This window comes from Pseudomonas sp. PSE1(2024), assembly GCF_050990555.1.
Classification (GTDB): domain Bacteria; phylum Pseudomonadota; class Gammaproteobacteria; order Pseudomonadales; family Pseudomonadaceae; genus Aquipseudomonas; species Aquipseudomonas aphyarum.
The window spans coordinates 5,051,504-5,067,920 of the sequence record NZ_CP158967.1; the positions used below are offsets into that span (position 1 = coordinate 5,051,504).

Sequence of the window (16,417 nt, forward strand, 5' to 3'; positions counted from 1 at the left end):
CGTTTTTTTATGCCCGGCATTCAAGCGCCGGACATGTTCGATTTCAAAGATCCAAACGTTTGCGTAATGCCTGGACATAGTTCTGCCATTCAACCAACACCTCGGCCTGCATCGGCGCAGCACTAAGCAGCCATTGCTCCATGGCCTCGGCAAAAGATTGCAAGGTATTAGGGGCGCCCCACTCCGGCGCGGACAAGCGTTGCCGGCAAAAGATTTTCCAGCGTTCTTGCTCTTCGAAATTCAACGTATCGGGAAAGTTACGTGCTCGATATCGAAACAACAATTCAGGCAAACGTTCATCATCGAACGGCCATTGCTCTCGCGCCAATTGAGCAGGATCGGTCGCCCTCACTTGCTCACATAAACGACGATCGCGATCACCGATAAATCCGTCGTACAACTGTTGTTCGGGATCTTCACTCGAGGCGAAATCTTCGCTGGCATAAATCGCCGAGACTTTATCTTTCCAAACTTGTTGTGCGTCACTTAGTCGCAATGCACGCGCCTGATACAACGCCATGTCCAGACCCAGACGCTGCTGATCTTCAGCTCTCAGCACCGCCAACGGCGCCACCACCGGGCACTTGTTGATGTGAATAAGCTTGAGCGGCACCGGCAACTCGCCTTCGGCCAGGTCATCACGCCGGGTATACAGGCGCTGACGCAATGTTTCGGCATCCAGGTCGAGCAGACCCTGCGGGTCCAGGTGCAGATCACACACGATCAACGCGTTCTTGTTGCGCGGATGCCAGGCCAGCGGCAGCACCACGCCGACATAACTGCGCGCAGCGGAGAAACGGCCGGAAATGTGCACCATCGGCTGCAACAGACGAATCTGGTCCATGACCTTCTGTTTGCTGCGCAGCTGGAACAGCCAGTCATACAGCTTCGGCTGCTTCTCGCGGATCAACCGGGCCAGGGCAATGGTGGCGCGCACGTCCGACAGGGCTTCGTGCGCATTGCCGTGATCGATGTTGTTGGCGGCGGTCAGGCGTTCGAGCTTGAGTGTCACCTTGCCTTCGTCATCGGTTGGCCAGACCAGGCCATCCGGGCGCAACGCGTAGGCGGCGCGCACTACATCAATCAGGTCCCAGCGACTGTTGCCGCCCTGCCATTCACGGGCATAGGGATCGAAAAAGTTGCGATACAGGCTGTAGCGGGTCATCTCGTCGTCGAAGCGCAAGGTGTTGTACCCCGCACCGCAAGTGCCGGGTGCCGCGAGCTGGGCGTGAACACGGGTCATGAAATCAGCTTCGCTCAAGCCCTGTTCGGCGAGGCGGCTCGGGGTGATGCCGGTGATCGCACACGCCGCCGGGTGCGGCAGGATGTCTTCGCTGGGCTGGCAGTAGAGATTGACCGGCGCGTCGATTTCGTTGAGTTCGTGGTCGGTGCGGATCCCGGCCACCTGCAACGGGCGGTCGCATCGGGGATTGATGCCGGTGGTTTCGTAGTCGTACCAGAAAATGGAAGTCACGGGCGGTTCCTGAACTGAAGATCGGCAAAGTCTAGGCGTTCGACTGCGGTCGCGGCCAGCGCCGCATCATTCAGTCACCTTTGGTTGAAGGATGTGTATGACATAGTTATGTCGTTTCCCCCCGAGAGACTGCTAGCATCGGACGCACTTGCATCCCGATCCGGCAACATCAGGTAGCCCATGCTCGAGACCACAGCACCGCCAAGGAAAGCACCGCTGGCCCCGCCACTGGACACGCGGCACCAGGTCGAAACGCCGGAAGGCATCGACCTGCCGCTGCGTCCCGCCGGCCTGATGGTGCGTGCCGTGGCGTTCACCATCGATCTGGGGTTGCGCGGGCTGATTTTGGGCGTGCTGCTCATGGTGCTGGCGTTGCTCGGCAAGCTCGGTATCGGCCTGGGCTCACTGCTGCTGTTCGTGGTGAGCTGGTGGTACATGGTGTTGTTCGAAGTGCTGCGTCAGGGCCGCTCGCCGGGCAAGCAATGGATGGGCCTGCGGGTAGTGCACGACGATGGCACACCGGTCGGCTGGTCGGCGTCGCTGCTGCGCAACCTGCTGCGTTTTGTCGACCTGATGCCATTCGGCTATTTCCTCGGTGCAATCAGTTGCCTGCAACACCCGACCTTCAAACGCCTCGGCGACATCGCTGCCGGCACGCTGGTGATCTACAGCGAACGCCCGCTCAAGCGCCCGCAATTGCCCGATGCCGAACCCCGCCGCTCACCGATCCCGCTGACCCTGACTGAACAACGCGCCCTGCTCGCCTTCGCCGAGCGCCAGGGCGAACTGTCGACAGCGCGGGTCAACGAACTCGCTGCATTGCTGGCCCAGCCGCTGCACATCAGCGCGCCGAAAGCCGTCGGTGAACTCAACGGCATCGCTCGCGGCCTGTTGGGTCCGACATGAAGCAAAGCCTTTTCGAAACCCGCCACAAGGCCGAATGGGAGCGTTTCACCCTCGCTCTCGAACGACTTGAACGCGGCAAGGACACTTCGCAGGTAGCGGAATTTCCCAAGGCCTATCGTCGACTCTGCCAGCATCTGGCGCTGGCGCAGGAACGTGGCTACAGCAGTTTTCTGGTCGACTCCTTGCAACAGCAAGTGCTGCGCGGCCATCAACAGCTTTACCGTCATCGCAGCCAGCTCGGCGCTAACGTGCTGGGTTTCATCCTCGCCGGGTTTCCACGGCTGGTGCGCGCCGAATGGCGCTTCGTGCTGGCCGCCGCCCTGTTGTTCTTCGGCAGCCTGGCCGGTTTCGGTTTGCTGGTTTTCCTGTTTCCGGAGCTGGTCTACAACCTGATACCCGCCGATCAGGTGCGCGAGATGCAAAGCATGTACGACCCCGCCGCCGGCCATCTCGGGCGTTCGGCCGAGCGCGCGGCGAGCGAAGACTGGGTGATGTTCGGCTACTACATCATGCACAACATCGGCATCGCCTTTCAGACCTTCGCCAGCGGTTTGCTGCTGGGGGTGGGCAGTGCGTTTTTCCTGTTCTACAACGGGCTGATCATCGGCGCGGTGGCCGGACACCTCAGTGAAATCGGCTTTGGCCAGACCTTCTGGTCGTTCGTGATCGGGCACGGTGCGTTCGAACTCAGCGCCATCGCCCTGGCCGGCGCGGCAGGACTGAAACTGGGTTGGGCATTGATCGCGCCGGGACGCCTGACACGAATCGAGGCCCTGCAGATCGCGGCGCGCCAGAGCATCCTGTTGATCTGCGGCGTGATGCTGTTTCTGTTGATCGCCGCGTTTATCGAAGCCTACTGGTCGTCGCGCACCGGGGTTACGCCGCAGACCAAATACCTGGTCGGCGCCGGGCTCTGGCTCTGCGTGGCGCTCTATCTGCTGTTCGCCGGAAGGACCCGCCATGCGCCTGAGTGACGCAACCGTGGCGATCCGTCCGCGCACCACCTGGGAAGCCATGGATCTGGGCGTGCTCATGAGCCAGCAACATCGGCGCCTGCTGATGACCAGTTGGGCCATCGTCACCCTGCCGCTGTTCGCGGTGCTCAGCCTGTTATTGTGGGATTCACCGTCGCTCGCCGTGTTCATCTTCTGGTGGCTGAAACCGGCCTACGAACGCCTGCCGCTGTACATCCTGTCCAAGGCGCTGTTCGGCGAAACACCCACCTTGAAACAGGCCTTGCGCCAATGGCCGCGCCTGCTCAAGCCGCAACTCATCGCCAGCCTGACCTGGCGCCGCCTCAGCCTCAGTCGCAGCTTCCTGCTGCCCGTGTTGCAACTCGAAGGCCTCGACGGCACCGCCCGCCAGCAGCGTTTGCAGGTGTTGTTGCAACGCAATGCCGGCGCCGCGCAGTGGCTGACGATCATCGGCGTGCATCTCGAAACGGCGCTGTGGATCGGCCTGATGGTGTTGTTCTACCTGCTTCTGCCGCAACAGGTCGAAACCGATTGGGACTGGCAAAGCCTGATCTTCGCGGCCGACTACGAATGGCGCTGGCTGGAGCATCTGACCAATGCGTTCTATGCGCTGATCCTGGTGATCTGGGAACCGGTGTATGTCGCCTGCGGGTTCAGTCTGTACCTGAACCGCCGCACCGTCCTCGAAGCCTGGGACATCGAACTGGTGTTCCGCCGCTTGCGTCAGCGTTTGAACAGCAGCGCAATCGGCTTGCTGCTGGTGGTGTGTCTGCTGTTGCCGGGCGTGCCATCAGTCTGGGCTGCCGACCCCGCCACTGCTCCGGATGCACCGCGTCTCTTGAACCAGCCGCTGACCAGCGAGGCGTCCCGCAACAGCATCAAGGCCTTGCTCGAACAACCGCCGTTCAAGAACAAGGAAACCGTCACCCGTTATCGCTTCGGCGAAGATCCTGCTGCTGCCGAAAAACCCAAGGAAGGCGAGGTACCGCGATGGTTGAAAACCCTGCTCGACTGGCTGGACGGCCGACACCTCGACGGTCTGGCCAAGGCGATTGAAGTCGTGCTGTGGGGCGCGGTGATCGCCGGGCTCGGCTGGCTGGTCTGGCGTTATCGGGATTTTCTGCAAACGTTCGTCGGCCGCCGTCCGCGCTTGCCCGAAACGAACAAAAGGCCCTTGCCGCAACAAGCCTTCGGTCTGGATCTGCAAAAGGAAAGCCTGCCCGATGACATAGCCAGCCATGCGGAACAGCTCTGGCAAACCGAGCCGCGCGCGGCATTGGGTCTGCTGTACCGGGCACTGCTCAGTCATCTATTGCACGACTTCAACCTGACCCTGAAACCCGCCGACACCGAAAACGAAGTGCTGGCCCGGATCGAACAGTTGCAGCGTCCGGATCTGCTCACTTATAGCCGTCAGCTCACCGGTCACTGGCAGAACATGGCCTATGGGCACCGAGTACCGGCGGCGCATCTGCAACAGGAATTGTGTGACGGCTGGCGCACCCTGTTTGGCCAAGGAGTCGCCCGTTGAGCCGGCGCACGCTCTGGCTTTTGGGCGGCGCGCTGATCGTCGCCCTGCTCGGTGCGCTGGGCATTTATCTGTACCTCAAGGCCACGCCTTACCAGGCCGAGGTCGATCACGGCCCGTCCCCCGCCGCGCAAGCCAATCCTTATCTGGCAGCGGAGATGTTTCTGCGTGAACGCGGGATCGACGTCAGTCATGCGGAAAGCCTCGCCGTGTTGCCCGATATCGATCCGCGCCAGCACACGCTGCTGATGTTTAACGACCGCTCGAAAATGACCCCGCGTCAGGTCGATCAGGTGCTGAACTGGGCCCGGGCCGGTGGAAGGCTGGTGTTCGTCGCCGAATCGATCTGGGATGAAAAGACCGGCCAGAGCAACGACCTGCTGCTCGACCGCGTGCAACTGCACCAATCCTTCACCAAGGATCTCAAGGGCGCGCCACCGGATGCCGCCGAAGATCCCTGGCCCAATCTGACCAAGCTCTATCTGGAAGACGAAGACGCGCCCGCCTATGCCGGATTCGACACCGCGTTCCACCTCGACGACCCGAAAAACCTCGCCCAAGCCTGGGCCAACAGCGCAAAAGCCACGCACATGATGCAACTGGCTTTCGGCCTCGGCACGATCACCGTGGTCACCGATGCCGATCTGTGGAAAACCCCGGCGATTGCGCAGCACGACAATGCCTGGCTGCTCTGGTACCTCAGCGCCGACACCACCGTGACGCTGCTGTACAACACCGAACACGACGGTCTGCTGACCCTGCTCTGGCGCTATTTCCCGCAAGCCATCGTCGCCCTGCTCGCGCTGATCGGCCTGTGGCTGTGGCATGTCGGCGTACGTCACGGGCCGGTGCAGGCGCCGGCTCCGAGTGGTCGTCGGCAGTTGATGGAACACCTGCGCGCCAGTGCCGATTTCATCCTGCGTCACAACGGTCAACAGACCTTGCTGCAAGCGTTGCAGCAGGACGTCCTGCGCCGCGCCCGTCACCGTCATCCCGGTTTCGACCAACTGAACGTCGCCGAACAATGGCTGGTGCTGTCACGCCTGACCCGCCAACCGACCCGTGCCATCAGCCAGGCCCTGAGCCCGGCACCGAAGCGGCGTCTGTCCAGCGCCGAATTCTGCCGTCAGGTCGCCCACCTGCAAGCCTTGAGGAACACGCTATGACCGAACACATCGAACCCGGCTCGCCCAGCCACGCGGCCCAACAACGCCAGCGCGCGAGCCAGTTGGCGCAAGCGGTGCGCGGTGAATTGCAGAAGGCGCTGATCGGCCAGAACGCGGTGATCGACGACGTGCTGACCGCGCTGATCGCCGGCGGTCACGTGCTGCTCGAAGGCGTTCCGGGCCTTGGCAAGACCCTGCTGGTACGCGCCCTGGCGAAATGCTTCGGCGGCGAGTTCGCGCGTATTCAGTTCACCCCGGACCTGATGCCCAGCGACGTCACCGGCCACGCGGTCTACGACCTGCAGACCGAGCAATTCAAACTGCGCAAAGGCCCCTTGTTCACCAACCTGCTTCTGGCCGACGAGATCAACCGCGCCCCGGCCAAGACGCAAGCCGCCCTGCTCGAAGCGATGCAGGAACGTCAGGTCACCCTCGAAGGCCGGGCCCTGCCGATTGCCCAGCCGTTCATGGTGCTCGCCACGCAAAACCCGATCGAACAGGAAGGCACTTATCCGCTGCCGGAGGCCGAACTCGACCGCTTCATGCTCAAGGTGCGCATGGATTACCCCGACGCCGATCAGGAGCTGGACATGGTGCGTCAGGTCAGCCGCTCGACCCGTGCCGACATGCTCGACGTGCAACCGCTGCGCACCGTGCTGCAGGCCAAGGACGTGCAAGCCCTGCAGCGCATCGCCAGCGATCTGCCGCTGGATGATCAGGTGCTCGATTACGCCGTGCGCCTCGCCCGCAGCACCCGCACCTGGCCGGGGCTGACCCTCGGCGCCGGGCCACGCGCCTCCATTGCACTGGTGCGTTGCGCCCGCGCCCGGGCCCTGTTGCGCGGCGGTGAATTCGTGATCCCGGACGACATCAAGGGCTGCGCACTGGCGGTGTTGCGCCATCGCGTACGCCTTGCACCGGAGCTGGACATCGAAGGGCTGCAAGTCGATCAAGTCCTTCAGCAACTGCTCGACCAAGTACCGGCGCCGCGCCTGTGAACCCCTCGCGCCTGCTGTTGATCTGGCTGGCGATCCTGCTGGCCATCGGCATTGTGCTGGGCGCGTTGCAGGCGCTGGACGTCGAGGTGCCATCGAGCCTGCTGTCGATCAACTGGGGATTGTTGCTGGCGCTGTTTGCGCTGAGCCTGCTGGACGCGCTGCGCCTCAAGCGCCTGCCCTCGCCCCGCGTGCAACGACAGATGCCCGGCAGCCTGGCCCTCGGTCGCTGGAGCGAAATCCGGCTGGAAATCGAACACGACTTCGATCCACCACTGGCCATTCAAATTTTCGACCACGTACCCGACGGCCTCAGCCACGAAAACCTGCCGCTTTCCACCGAGCTGCAACCCGGCCAGCGCAGCCTGATCGGCTATCGCCTGCGCCCGCTCAAGCGTGGCCACTTCACCTTCGAAACCTGCGAACTCAACCTGCCGAGCCCCTTCGGCCTGTGGTCCGGCAAACGCCTGCTGAACATCACCGACCACACCCGCGTCTACCCCGACTTCGCCCGCCTCTACGGCGGCCAGTTGCTGGCGGTCGACAACTGGCTCAGCCAGCTCGGCGTACGCCAGCGCCAACGCCGTGGCCAAGGGATGGAATTCCATCAACTGCGCGAATTTCGCGAAGGCGACAGCCTGCGCCAGATCGACTGGAAAGCCACCGCTCGCCATCGCACACCGATTGCCCGGGAGTACGAAGACGAACGGGATCAACAAATCATCTTCATGCTTGATTGCGGCCGGCAGATGCGCAGTCAGGACGGCGAGCTGTCACATTTCGATCATGCGTTGAATGCGTGTCTGCTGTTGAGTTATGTGGCGTTGCGGCAGGGAGATGCGGTGGGGTTGATGACCTTCGCCAGCGATCAGCCGCGGTTTATTGCACCGGTCAAAGGGGCGGGGCAACTCAAGGTGTTGCTCAACGGTGTTTATGATCTGGATAGCACACGACGTTCGGCGGATTATCCGGCGGCGGTGAATCAGTTGCTGACAAGGCAAAAGCGGCGGGCGCTGGTGGTGTTGGTGACTAATGTGCGGGATGAGGACGATGAAGAACTGCTGAGTGCCGTGCAGCGCTTGAGTCAGCAACATCGGGTTTTGGTCGCAAGCTTGCGGGAAACCGTGCTGGACGACCTGCGCCATCATCCGGTGCAAACACTGGATGAAACGCTGACTTACTGCGCGACCGTGGATTATCTCAACACCAGCGCGCAACACCATGAGCGGTTGAGTGCACAGGGTATCGCGGTGGTAGAGGCCCGTCCGGAGGAATTGGGTACCGGGCTGGTAACACGGTATTTGAGCTGGAAGAAGACCGGTACTTTTTAGGTTACGTCGGCGACGTCATCAGGCACAGTTGCCCCCAGAGAGACTGGATTTTCCGGTGACAGTTTGAGTATGCGTTCTGCCCCGAGTACCAGGTTGTAAGCCCCTCCTCCCGCATTGGTAGTGAACTGCCAAACCAGCCCGGTCATCGTCAAGGTTCTCCAAACACCCAGTGCCGGCTGCACACCTGTAATTCCCAGTTGAGTGGCCGATGAGAACCCGGTCAGGCCCAGAGTAAAGGCGCGGCCAAGCAACGCACTGTCTGGATTGGTAACCCTCAGCGTGATGCTATGAGTTCCCGCATTACGGGGAAACCTGGTTTCTTCCCCCCATGAAGTGCCGACAGGCTCTGCATTCAAATGGAAGATGGCATCACTCCAGACACCGGCAGCCAGCGTCTTGAAGCGAAAGGTGTGGGAGGCTGCTTTCGTCGGATCGGTTTCCAGCGTAGCGGTCACCGCGATATCCCCAACCTGTGTCGCCGTACAGCGTAAAAGCGCCCACCCGCTCTGGTCCGTCTTCACCCGGAACTCCTCCGGCTGCGTCGAGATGTTGAAGATCACCTCTTGATCGGATGCGGCCACGCGAGTACCGGAGTCAATCACCCTCACGGCCAGCGAAACCGTTTCTCCGGTCACAGGATCAAACATGGCCTCACGCACTTCGGCAATCTCAACCGCGTTGGATGCTGCTTGGGTTTGTCGAGACATGATTCATTCCTCTTCGGGTGGGATCGTCGATAGCGGCAGAACCGTTACTTCAAAGAGATAGGACGTGGGCGTTTGATCATAAGGACTGGGGGGCGTGGCTGTGACTTGAAACTTCCCCGGTTCTGTGGCCCTGAAGAGACAGCGGGCCCAACCCGATCCGTCAGTAGTGAAAGGCCTCGAACCCGTTGAGTCTTCAAACATCACCGCAAGCCCTGACACTGCGTCACGGGTGTAAAACGACTTGGCCTGGATCTCCAGAGAGACTGTCTCCCCCACCTGCGGATCAAATGCCGGCCCACGCGTGGTAGCCACTATTCGGTGGTGGCCCACCGAGACAGGCTGTTTGGGATAATCGAAATCGGCCTCAGGCAGGCTGAGCACAATGCCTTGGCCATCGCCCTCAGTGCTGAGTGTGGCATCGACATTCCACAGCACGCCGGCGCTCTCGATTTTCTGATCAGTTTCGGGCGTCAATTGCATGTTGAGTTTGTCGCCCTCCATCAACTTCGCTCCCATCATCAGCCCGGTTACAAGGCTGTCACCGGCAGGCGTGAAAACGCATTCGTGACTGGCGCCAATACAGGCGTACAACGTTTCGCCCGCGGCCAACTCATGGCCGTCCACAGTGAATGTTCCGAGGTCCTGGAGAATGGGTGGCAGCAATATTCCCTGCTGCACATACGAGCCCAATGCTGCATGGCGAACGATCAACTGGAAGCGTGAACTGCTCGGATAGGTGGAGCTGACCTGGTAACCAAGGCCCTCAGTGGTCACCTTACGGGGAGTAGCCGGATCAGGATGGACATCAAACTGCAACTCTGGATCGGACTCACTGATCAGTTCCACAGTGACAAACTCGTCAATCAGACGGTCTTCAACCGACATGATCTTGAGCTCCACAGGTGGCGTATCACGAAAACAGATGTGCCCGGTGCTTCCCTCCAGTCGGCCATCCAGCGTCACGGAGGCCAACTGCGCCCAACGATCTTCACCATATATATAAATTGAGAACTGCTCGGTGGGATCGATTGAATCGTAGCCACTGTCAACTCTCACCGTGACTACAAGCTCGCCCTCTGCTTCAGGCTTCAATGCAAATTGAGCCTGACCGCCAACGTCTGTCAGTACCTCCTGTTCCGTTCCATCATCGATACGCCAGTAAGTTTTTACTCCCGTAACGCCCCCTACACCGGGCACCTTCGATTCAATATCGACGGACAGTATCAGGTCGGGACCGCCCACGGCCGGGAACTTAGATGACTGATACGGGTTGTGGATGGATAACCAATTGTGAGCCAGGTCCACGGTTTGAAGGGGAGAGGGCTCCAGTAATCTCGAACATCTTAGATTCCACCCGATCTTGCTGCTTGTGAGGTTTGCACAGTCAGCGCTCCAGGCTCCTTTAGAATCGGCGACAGGCTGCCCGATCTCGAAATAAGGATTGAGGATCAGGCCCATTTCCCCCGGCGTGACATCCCCTGTCCAATACAGCCCCAATTCGGAGCCGTTCAGGACATTGGCATCCGTGAACATCATTTCTATCTCGTGGCTGGCGCCGCGATTGATAAAAGCCGTTCGGCTTCCCCAGACCCACGCATCGAGTTCATCCAGTCGTAGTGTGGTGCTCGTCCAGGGATCCTCCTGAAAGGCAAAGGAAACGAGCCGGAAATGAGCGTCTTCCGGTTTGTAGTAGCTTTCGACCTCTGCCTTGATTACAAAAGCGCCTTTCAGGGTCGGCTTGTAGATCAAGACCGCTTCGCCCTTTTCATCCGAATCCTGCGTTGACAATACCTCTCCCGTACTTTCAAGCGTAAAAATGACCTTACGCTTGGCCAAGGCCATACGGGTGAAGTGAGAGACCACTTTCACCCTCAACTCCACACCTTGACCGAGGGCAATAACCGGGTAGTGCTCAGGCGGCTTCTCTGCAATGACATCCAGATGAAAATGACCGGAGATCACAGGTAGAAGATACTGGTCTGCGGTGTAGACGGTCTGGATGGCAAGGAGGTTCGAAATCTGGACGTCCTCCATGATTGATCGACAGGTGATTTGCCAATCCTTATCAAGCGGATAGGATTGCTTCCAGTCAGGACTCGCGCTGAGAACGTTCTCGGCATCGTCCAGATTCCATAATTCTGCCCGCGTTTTATGCCAGGCATTTTCGAGATGAACCTGGAAGGCAAGTCTATGAGTCGCACCAATGCACAGACGCACTTGACGCTGTGTCTGAACTTCCCCGTCAACCGTCACGGAGTCCAACTGCAAGGGTTCCAGACACAGCAACAACTTAGCGGATGTAAAACACACAATGCCCGGGTCGACTGGCAAGGGATTTGGCGGGCTGATGACAGAAATCTTGACAGTCGTTTCCTCCTCGTCCAGCAGGAGCGTTACTTTGAGTGGAGTCAGCTCCAGATCCAACAGATCCGGGCTCGAGCCCTGTGCGTGCTCTTTCTGGAGTGACGGAACAAGGTCCACATCGTATTCACCTCCACGACCCGGGTTGATCCTCAGTGTCCCTGGGCTTTCTACCGAGAACGCCTGGTACATGAAATCCAACGTGTAATCTGCCTTGCCGGAGCGGGGGCGCGGATACTCAGCCAGGCTTACCGTCTGCCAGCCAGCTCCCGTATCAACAGCCCCCATGAAGCCAATCGACTTCTCCTCCCACCTCGCTGTCTGGTGGGTGACCCGGCGCCCGTCATTTACCTCCCATCCCTCCAGATCCTCAGGGAAGAACCCGTTGTATAAAAAGCTTTCATCGGCGCGGCTATCTTTATCACTCATGAAGGCATCCTCCTGGCGCGACCCGATGCGCTTGATCTACCGGTCGCTGGAGAGCCGGAGAGCAAAACCTCAACTTCGCGGGCAAAATCCGGGCCGCCATCCCGGGCCTGATAAGTGATCGTCACGATGATGTCAGTCAAAGAGCGCAAAAGGCTGGCCTGACCAGGCTGAGCAGCTCTGGGAAACGTCAGCTGCCAGCTTGAATGGCAACCCGTGCCCTCATACGGCAGGTAACGATCATCGCCTCCCCGTTCGGCAATACCGTTCTCGTCCAGGCCTCTGGACAACACTATCTGCTGATGCGGGCGCAGGTTCTCCACCAGTGACCCGGAATCCGTAGAGGCAACACCTTCAAACAAGCTTTTGACAGCGGCAATATTCGGCTCTACGACAATAGAACTGCCTAATTGCACCAGCGTGGCGCGAATATTCTGGTACGGCCCGAGCAAGCCGGGGCAAGTGCATCTCAACTCCAGGATCTGACGGCAGTAGTGCGAGGGATAATCTTGAGCGAAGAGCTCCTCGTTAAGCTTGAAACGCAATTCCCCTGAAGTCTTGAAGTCATTCCATTCTTCTTCAATGACAAGTTCCTTCAGAGAGATCGTCTTTTCCAGTTGCAACCGACGCTCGTCACGCTTGAGCCGCGCTGCCGCCATCTGCAACAGATTCATCTTCAAAGAAGCACCCGCGTTGAATCCGTGTCGGGCGTCATACCAGACATCATGGCGGATAAACTGCATCGTGAAGTCGCCCATTTCATACTGCAGACAGCGCTGAGCGATGACGCAGTGACTGACCACCAAGTCGTATAGTTGAAACAGCAATGACTTCAATTGCCCTACGACCCAGTTACTTAATTCCTGGTTTGTGCTACGCCGCTTGTAGAACGCGAACATCTCCATGGATTGTGTGTTGACCACTTCTGTAAGTTGCAGAGTTGCCCGGGCGGCAATGATCGCCTGTTCCTGAGCCTGATACTGCTCGCGCAGCACCCGCGCCTCGGCTTTGGCCTGCTCGAGCATAAAGATCCACTCCTCCTCACGCCGTTGATGACCCGCATTGATGCTGGACTCCTCGGCTTCGCTTCTCCAGAACTGTGCGATCAATTGAAGCAACTCGGCACCCGCGTAGGGCACGGCCGCAGGACGCATGCCACCGGCTGCCATCCCATAAATGTTGGGTATTAAATCCAGCCCGGCCCCGATGGTCTGAAGTACGCCGGCACTCACTGAGACATCACGCGCGTCTCGGTTCTTTTCCAGAACCCTGTTCTCGGCCTCGGACACCCCCTTTTTGATCAATGCCTCAAAGCGCTGCACCTGGGCCTGGACCAGACTTTCGCTTTGACGCAGCGATTCCGCGATTAACTCTTGCTGGGCAATTGTCGCTACCTGGATCGAGCGGTTGTAGTCGGCCAACTCGATGACATGACGGTATTGCAGCTCCTCCTGCTCGCCCCGGTCCCGCAACTCCATCCACGACCTGAGCAGTTCCTCTTGCTGGATCATAAAATCCGCAAGCTGCATCGCCAGGTTGAAAGCGGTCTGCCATTTGTAAGGCACCACCTTCAGTTGCCCGCCGGGATCGCGAGACGAGCCCAGCGTACCGTTGCCTTGTGCAATCAGTAGCTCCCGCGCATCCATTGGTAGTGCGAACAATCGAATCGACAAGGGCTGACCGTCGATCGAACGATTCTCTCGCAAGTTCTTCAGCCGAGAGTTCAGCAGTGTCCACAATCGGTTGGGCCGATCGTTGATGCCGTCCTTGAATACACTGGTACCCAATAGTCCCAGGCGCGGTTGCCCCTGCATTGAAAGAGGCACATCCCCCAGTCCGACCTCAAGTCGGGCCTCAAATGTCTTGAGGGACTCGCGGCCCTGGATCTTCGTCACCAATTGGCTCAGTGTCACCGGGGTCCAGATACTGGCCGTCTGGGGGACCGGTTCTTCACCGATCAGCATCTGCGCCTTGCTGTACAGAAGGCTGGCGCGGACCATGCTGTCGTAATCCAGCTGACGGTATAAATCATCACCTTCGGCGATCAGGTTTTCCACGTAATGAAGGAAGATGGCAATCATGTGGTGAATCGGTGCGCAATAACCGATTGCATCCGGATCCGTCGGAGCCGGGTTCTCATACGAACAATTGACAGCGTCGATTTTCAGCGGGCGGCAGAGCCAGTACGCGTCCCGGGGAATCACATCGCGGTTCCTGGGGTCTGGCGGAATTTCGGGTGACAACGGGTCGAATATAAACTCGAACCATTGTCGCGCTTCGCCATAAGAACCGGCTTCCGAAAAGCGCCTGGCGACCAAATGTACGCAATGATAGAACAGCTCCCAGAAGTACCGACCATTGCAGCCGTCAAAGGGGCCGTTCGGTTCGAGCGTATCATCGGGGAGTTTATTTTCTTGGATATGCTGTGTTGTCCAGTGGAGCAGAGCCTCGACCGACACTGCCGCCAGACTGGTCAGTACTGCGCCGAACTCTGAGTTGAGTCGAGCATATTTGAGCTTCTGTTCGGCATTGTTGAAACTCAGGAACTGCGAACCTTTACTACTGACCTTGTCGATGAAGGGGGTCTGGTACTGGGAGGGACGCTTGTTCAATTTCAAAAAGAACCGCTTTTTTCCCTGAACTGCGCCGAACGTAAAAGGGATCTCCGCATCAATGGGAAAATAATTGACGCTGTTCGAACTCGTATCTCGTTTAAAAACCAGCCAGGGCGTTGAATAGTCGCCGCGCAAATCGGCGATCGAATGCCAGTTCGGAGGGTCGTCCGCGAGTCGTGCATCCATGCCGAACTCGAATTGCGCAGGCACGTAGAGAATCCTGGGCACCAGCAGGTTTTTGTCGTTCGATACCGTTACACCCAGGACATCGACGGTAAATCCGGCACCGCCCCGAATTTGTTCCGGGGTGGCTTCGAGCAGATAAGACAGTGCTGCAGTTGAGAGGTCGACCTCGGCTTTGGCCACCCAGATTCCGTCTCCTACCGTTGCTTCCTCGAAGTCATTGATGGCAAAGGAATGGACATCTTGCTTACCCGCACCTTCAGGCAGTTGTACGAGATGGATATCCGTCGGTTGGCGTCCTGTCGTCAGGGTGATGCTGACCTGCTGCCCGCCGACACCGACAATCTCGACGTCGGTATACGTTGTGCCATGGATTGCCCTCCAGCCGATCGACAACTGCTGCAGTTCGCGTCCACGTTCCTGCACCGCATCGCAGCGTCCGCGTACTCTGAGCACTTCGTAAAATTTTCCGTCCGTCCATTGCTCGCGTGTGTAGACGGCGTCCAGATACAGGCTCTCACTGACAGGCCCTGCCACTATGTCTTGGGTGCGGACGGTGATTGGCGAATAATCCGCTGGCACCACCTTCTGTTGCAGACTGGCTGGATTGTTGAAACGTCCGAAGACCATTTGCAGCTGGGTGTCGATATCCCCCGGCACCTTGTTCATTCGCGCATCGCGGGTTTCATGGATTTCTATTTCATGCAGCGGTGCCTTCCCGCCCAGGTCTTGGCGGTTGGTGTAACACACGCTCAACAAATCATCACGAGGATCGCCATCGCCTTGAGAAAAAGCGATCAGCCGTCCGTTGGAGACATCGTGTTCGCACTCTTGACGCCACAAGGTCAAAGGGGCTGACCATTGATCGTTAAGAGAACTGAAGGCCAGTTGAATCTGCAATTTCCAGGGTGACTGCACCACACCATTGGTATCGACCTGACGCTCGACCCACTCGCACCAGACCAGAACCGGCCGCCCGAGCCAGATCACGCATCGTATATCCACCACCTTGCCCGAGGTGACAATGTCGCATTTGCGCCACTCACTCCAGTTATGAGGGCCGATCGTTATGCTGTTCACGTCAACGTGAACCTTGACACTGCGCAGGTGGTAAGCGAACGGCGGCGTCTGCTCCTGTCCGATCAGGTAGTAATCTGCCTGGCGGGTATTTTTCCCATCGATGTAGCCGGCGAGCACGTCCAGGTCACTTATCTCCTGGAGGCCCCTGGTGTAACCCATCAGAGCGGTTTTGACCGATGCGTTGCTCAGCCGCCTCTGTTGCAGATTGCCTTCGAACGTGCGGAACAGCGCGGTTTTGCTCAGACGTAATGTCGGATCGATGTAGTTTGACGCATGAGTCATGAGTTCCTGGTTGGCCGACCACCTGCTGTAACGGCTCAAGTACTGATCCCAATACAGCCGGTCATCCGGCTCGAAATAAACGTTTGTGAAACCCGGTTCGGTTCCCCCGAATACCGAATGAACAAATTGCTGCAAAGTCCGCACAGTGGAGGAAACCTTCGTGGCTTCCAATTGCGCCTTGTCCTGAAGATCGGCCAACAGATACCCACTTAGCTCTTCGAGAGTGCGAATCCGGCTCTCACCGGTCCACAGCCTTTTGCCCAGCACCGCAGCGGCCATTGCCTTCACGAAACCTTCATTGAGCTCGTCCAGTTGGGGCGTAGACATTCTTGTTCTCCCTGTTGCAAGGTGTTGACTTGACAACGAGTGGCCATGGGCAATCGGTCAAT

Annotated in this window: 10 protein-coding genes; 6 read left to right on the plus strand and 4 right to left on the minus strand. The window is 58.8% G+C overall.

What is annotated here, in order from left to right:
• Positions 1 to 43: 43 nt before the first annotated feature.
• Positions 44 to 1,474, minus strand: a complete 1,431-nt coding sequence (gene sbcB / locus ABTV87_RS22970; protein ID WP_074688370.1) for an exodeoxyribonuclease I — start codon at positions 1,472 to 1,474, stop codon at positions 44 to 46.
• Between the two features lie 180 nt (positions 1,475 to 1,654).
• Between sbcB and ABTV87_RS22975 the strand changes: the two genes are divergently transcribed.
• Genes ABTV87_RS22975 through ABTV87_RS23000 form a run of 6 tightly spaced genes read left to right on the plus strand, consistent with a single transcriptional unit; the run spans position 1,655 to position 8,374 of the window.
• Complete coding sequence (locus tag ABTV87_RS22975; protein WP_433898412.1) at positions 1,655 to 2,380, plus strand: RDD family protein; 726 nt, start codon at positions 1,655 to 1,657, stop codon at positions 2,378 to 2,380.
• Positions 2,377 to 3,354, plus strand: a complete 978-nt coding sequence (locus ABTV87_RS22980; RefSeq protein WP_085607023.1) for a stage II sporulation protein M — start codon at positions 2,377 to 2,379, stop codon at positions 3,352 to 3,354. Before ABTV87_RS22975 ends, ABTV87_RS22980 begins: the two co-directional genes overlap by 4 nt.
• On the plus strand, positions 3,341 to 4,885 hold the full coding sequence (locus ABTV87_RS22985; protein WP_433898413.1) for a DUF4129 domain-containing protein: 1,545 nt from the start codon (positions 3,341 to 3,343) through the stop codon (positions 4,883 to 4,885). The genes ABTV87_RS22980 and ABTV87_RS22985 overlap by 14 nt, the downstream gene beginning before the upstream one ends.
• Positions 4,882 to 6,048, plus strand: a complete 1,167-nt coding sequence (locus ABTV87_RS22990; protein ID WP_433898414.1) for a DUF4350 domain-containing protein — start codon at positions 4,882 to 4,884, stop codon at positions 6,046 to 6,048. Before ABTV87_RS22985 ends, ABTV87_RS22990 begins: the two co-directional genes overlap by 4 nt.
• The gene (locus tag ABTV87_RS22995; RefSeq protein WP_007951240.1) at positions 6,045 to 7,046 is read left to right on the plus strand and encodes an AAA family ATPase; all 1,002 of its coding nucleotides are present in this window, start codon (positions 6,045 to 6,047) and stop codon (positions 7,044 to 7,046) included. Before ABTV87_RS22990 ends, ABTV87_RS22995 begins: the two co-directional genes overlap by 4 nt.
• On the plus strand, positions 7,043 to 8,374 hold the full coding sequence (locus tag ABTV87_RS23000; protein WP_221533577.1) for a DUF58 domain-containing protein: 1,332 nt from the start codon (positions 7,043 to 7,045) through the stop codon (positions 8,372 to 8,374). Before ABTV87_RS22995 ends, ABTV87_RS23000 begins: the two co-directional genes overlap by 4 nt.
• On the opposite strand, the gene ABTV87_RS23005 is transcribed toward ABTV87_RS23000, so the two are convergent.
• The 3 genes from ABTV87_RS23005 to ABTV87_RS23015 are packed head-to-tail and all read right to left on the minus strand — an operon-like array spanning position 8,371 to position 16,355.
• Entirely contained in the window at positions 8,371 to 9,081 is a 711-nt protein-coding gene (locus ABTV87_RS23005; RefSeq protein ID WP_221533576.1) for a hypothetical protein, read from the minus strand. The two genes, ABTV87_RS23000 and ABTV87_RS23005, sit on opposite strands and share 4 nt — an antisense overlap.
• Before the next feature lie 3 nt (positions 9,082 to 9,084).
• Positions 9,085 to 11,871, minus strand: coding sequence for a hypothetical protein (locus tag ABTV87_RS23010; RefSeq protein WP_433898415.1), 2,787 nt, complete (start codon positions 11,869 to 11,871; stop codon positions 9,085 to 9,087).
• Entirely contained in the window at positions 11,868 to 16,355 is a 4,488-nt protein-coding gene (locus ABTV87_RS23015; RefSeq protein WP_433898416.1) for a neuraminidase-like domain-containing protein, read from the minus strand. The genes ABTV87_RS23010 and ABTV87_RS23015 overlap by 4 nt, the downstream gene beginning before the upstream one ends.
• Positions 16,356 to 16,417: the final 62 nt, after the last annotated feature.

Bases quoted from the DNA above. Each gene is read 5' to 3' on its own strand.
- ABTV87_RS22975 (WP_433898412.1), top strand. From the start codon at position 1,655: ATGCTCGAGACCACAGCACCGCCAAGGAAAGCACCGCTGGCCCCGCCA.
- ABTV87_RS22980 (WP_085607023.1), top strand. From the start codon at position 2,377: ATGAAGCAAAGCCTTTTCGAAACCCGCCACAAGGCCGAATGGGAGCGT.
- ABTV87_RS22985 (WP_433898413.1), top strand. From the start codon at position 3,341: ATGCGCCTGAGTGACGCAACCGTGGCGATCCGTCCGCGCACCACCTGG.
- ABTV87_RS22995 (WP_007951240.1), top strand. From the start codon at position 6,045: ATGACCGAACACATCGAACCCGGCTCGCCCAGCCACGCGGCCCAACAA.
- ABTV87_RS23005 (WP_221533576.1), bottom strand. From the start codon at position 9,081: ATGTCTCGACAAACCCAAGCAGCATCCAACGCGGTTGAGATTGCCGAA.
- ABTV87_RS23010 (WP_433898415.1), bottom strand. From the start codon at position 11,871: ATGAGTGATAAAGATAGCCGCGCCGATGAAAGCTTTTTATACAACGGG.
- ABTV87_RS23015 (WP_433898416.1), bottom strand. From the start codon at position 16,355: ATGTCTACGCCCCAACTGGACGAGCTCAATGAAGGTTTCGTGAAGGCA.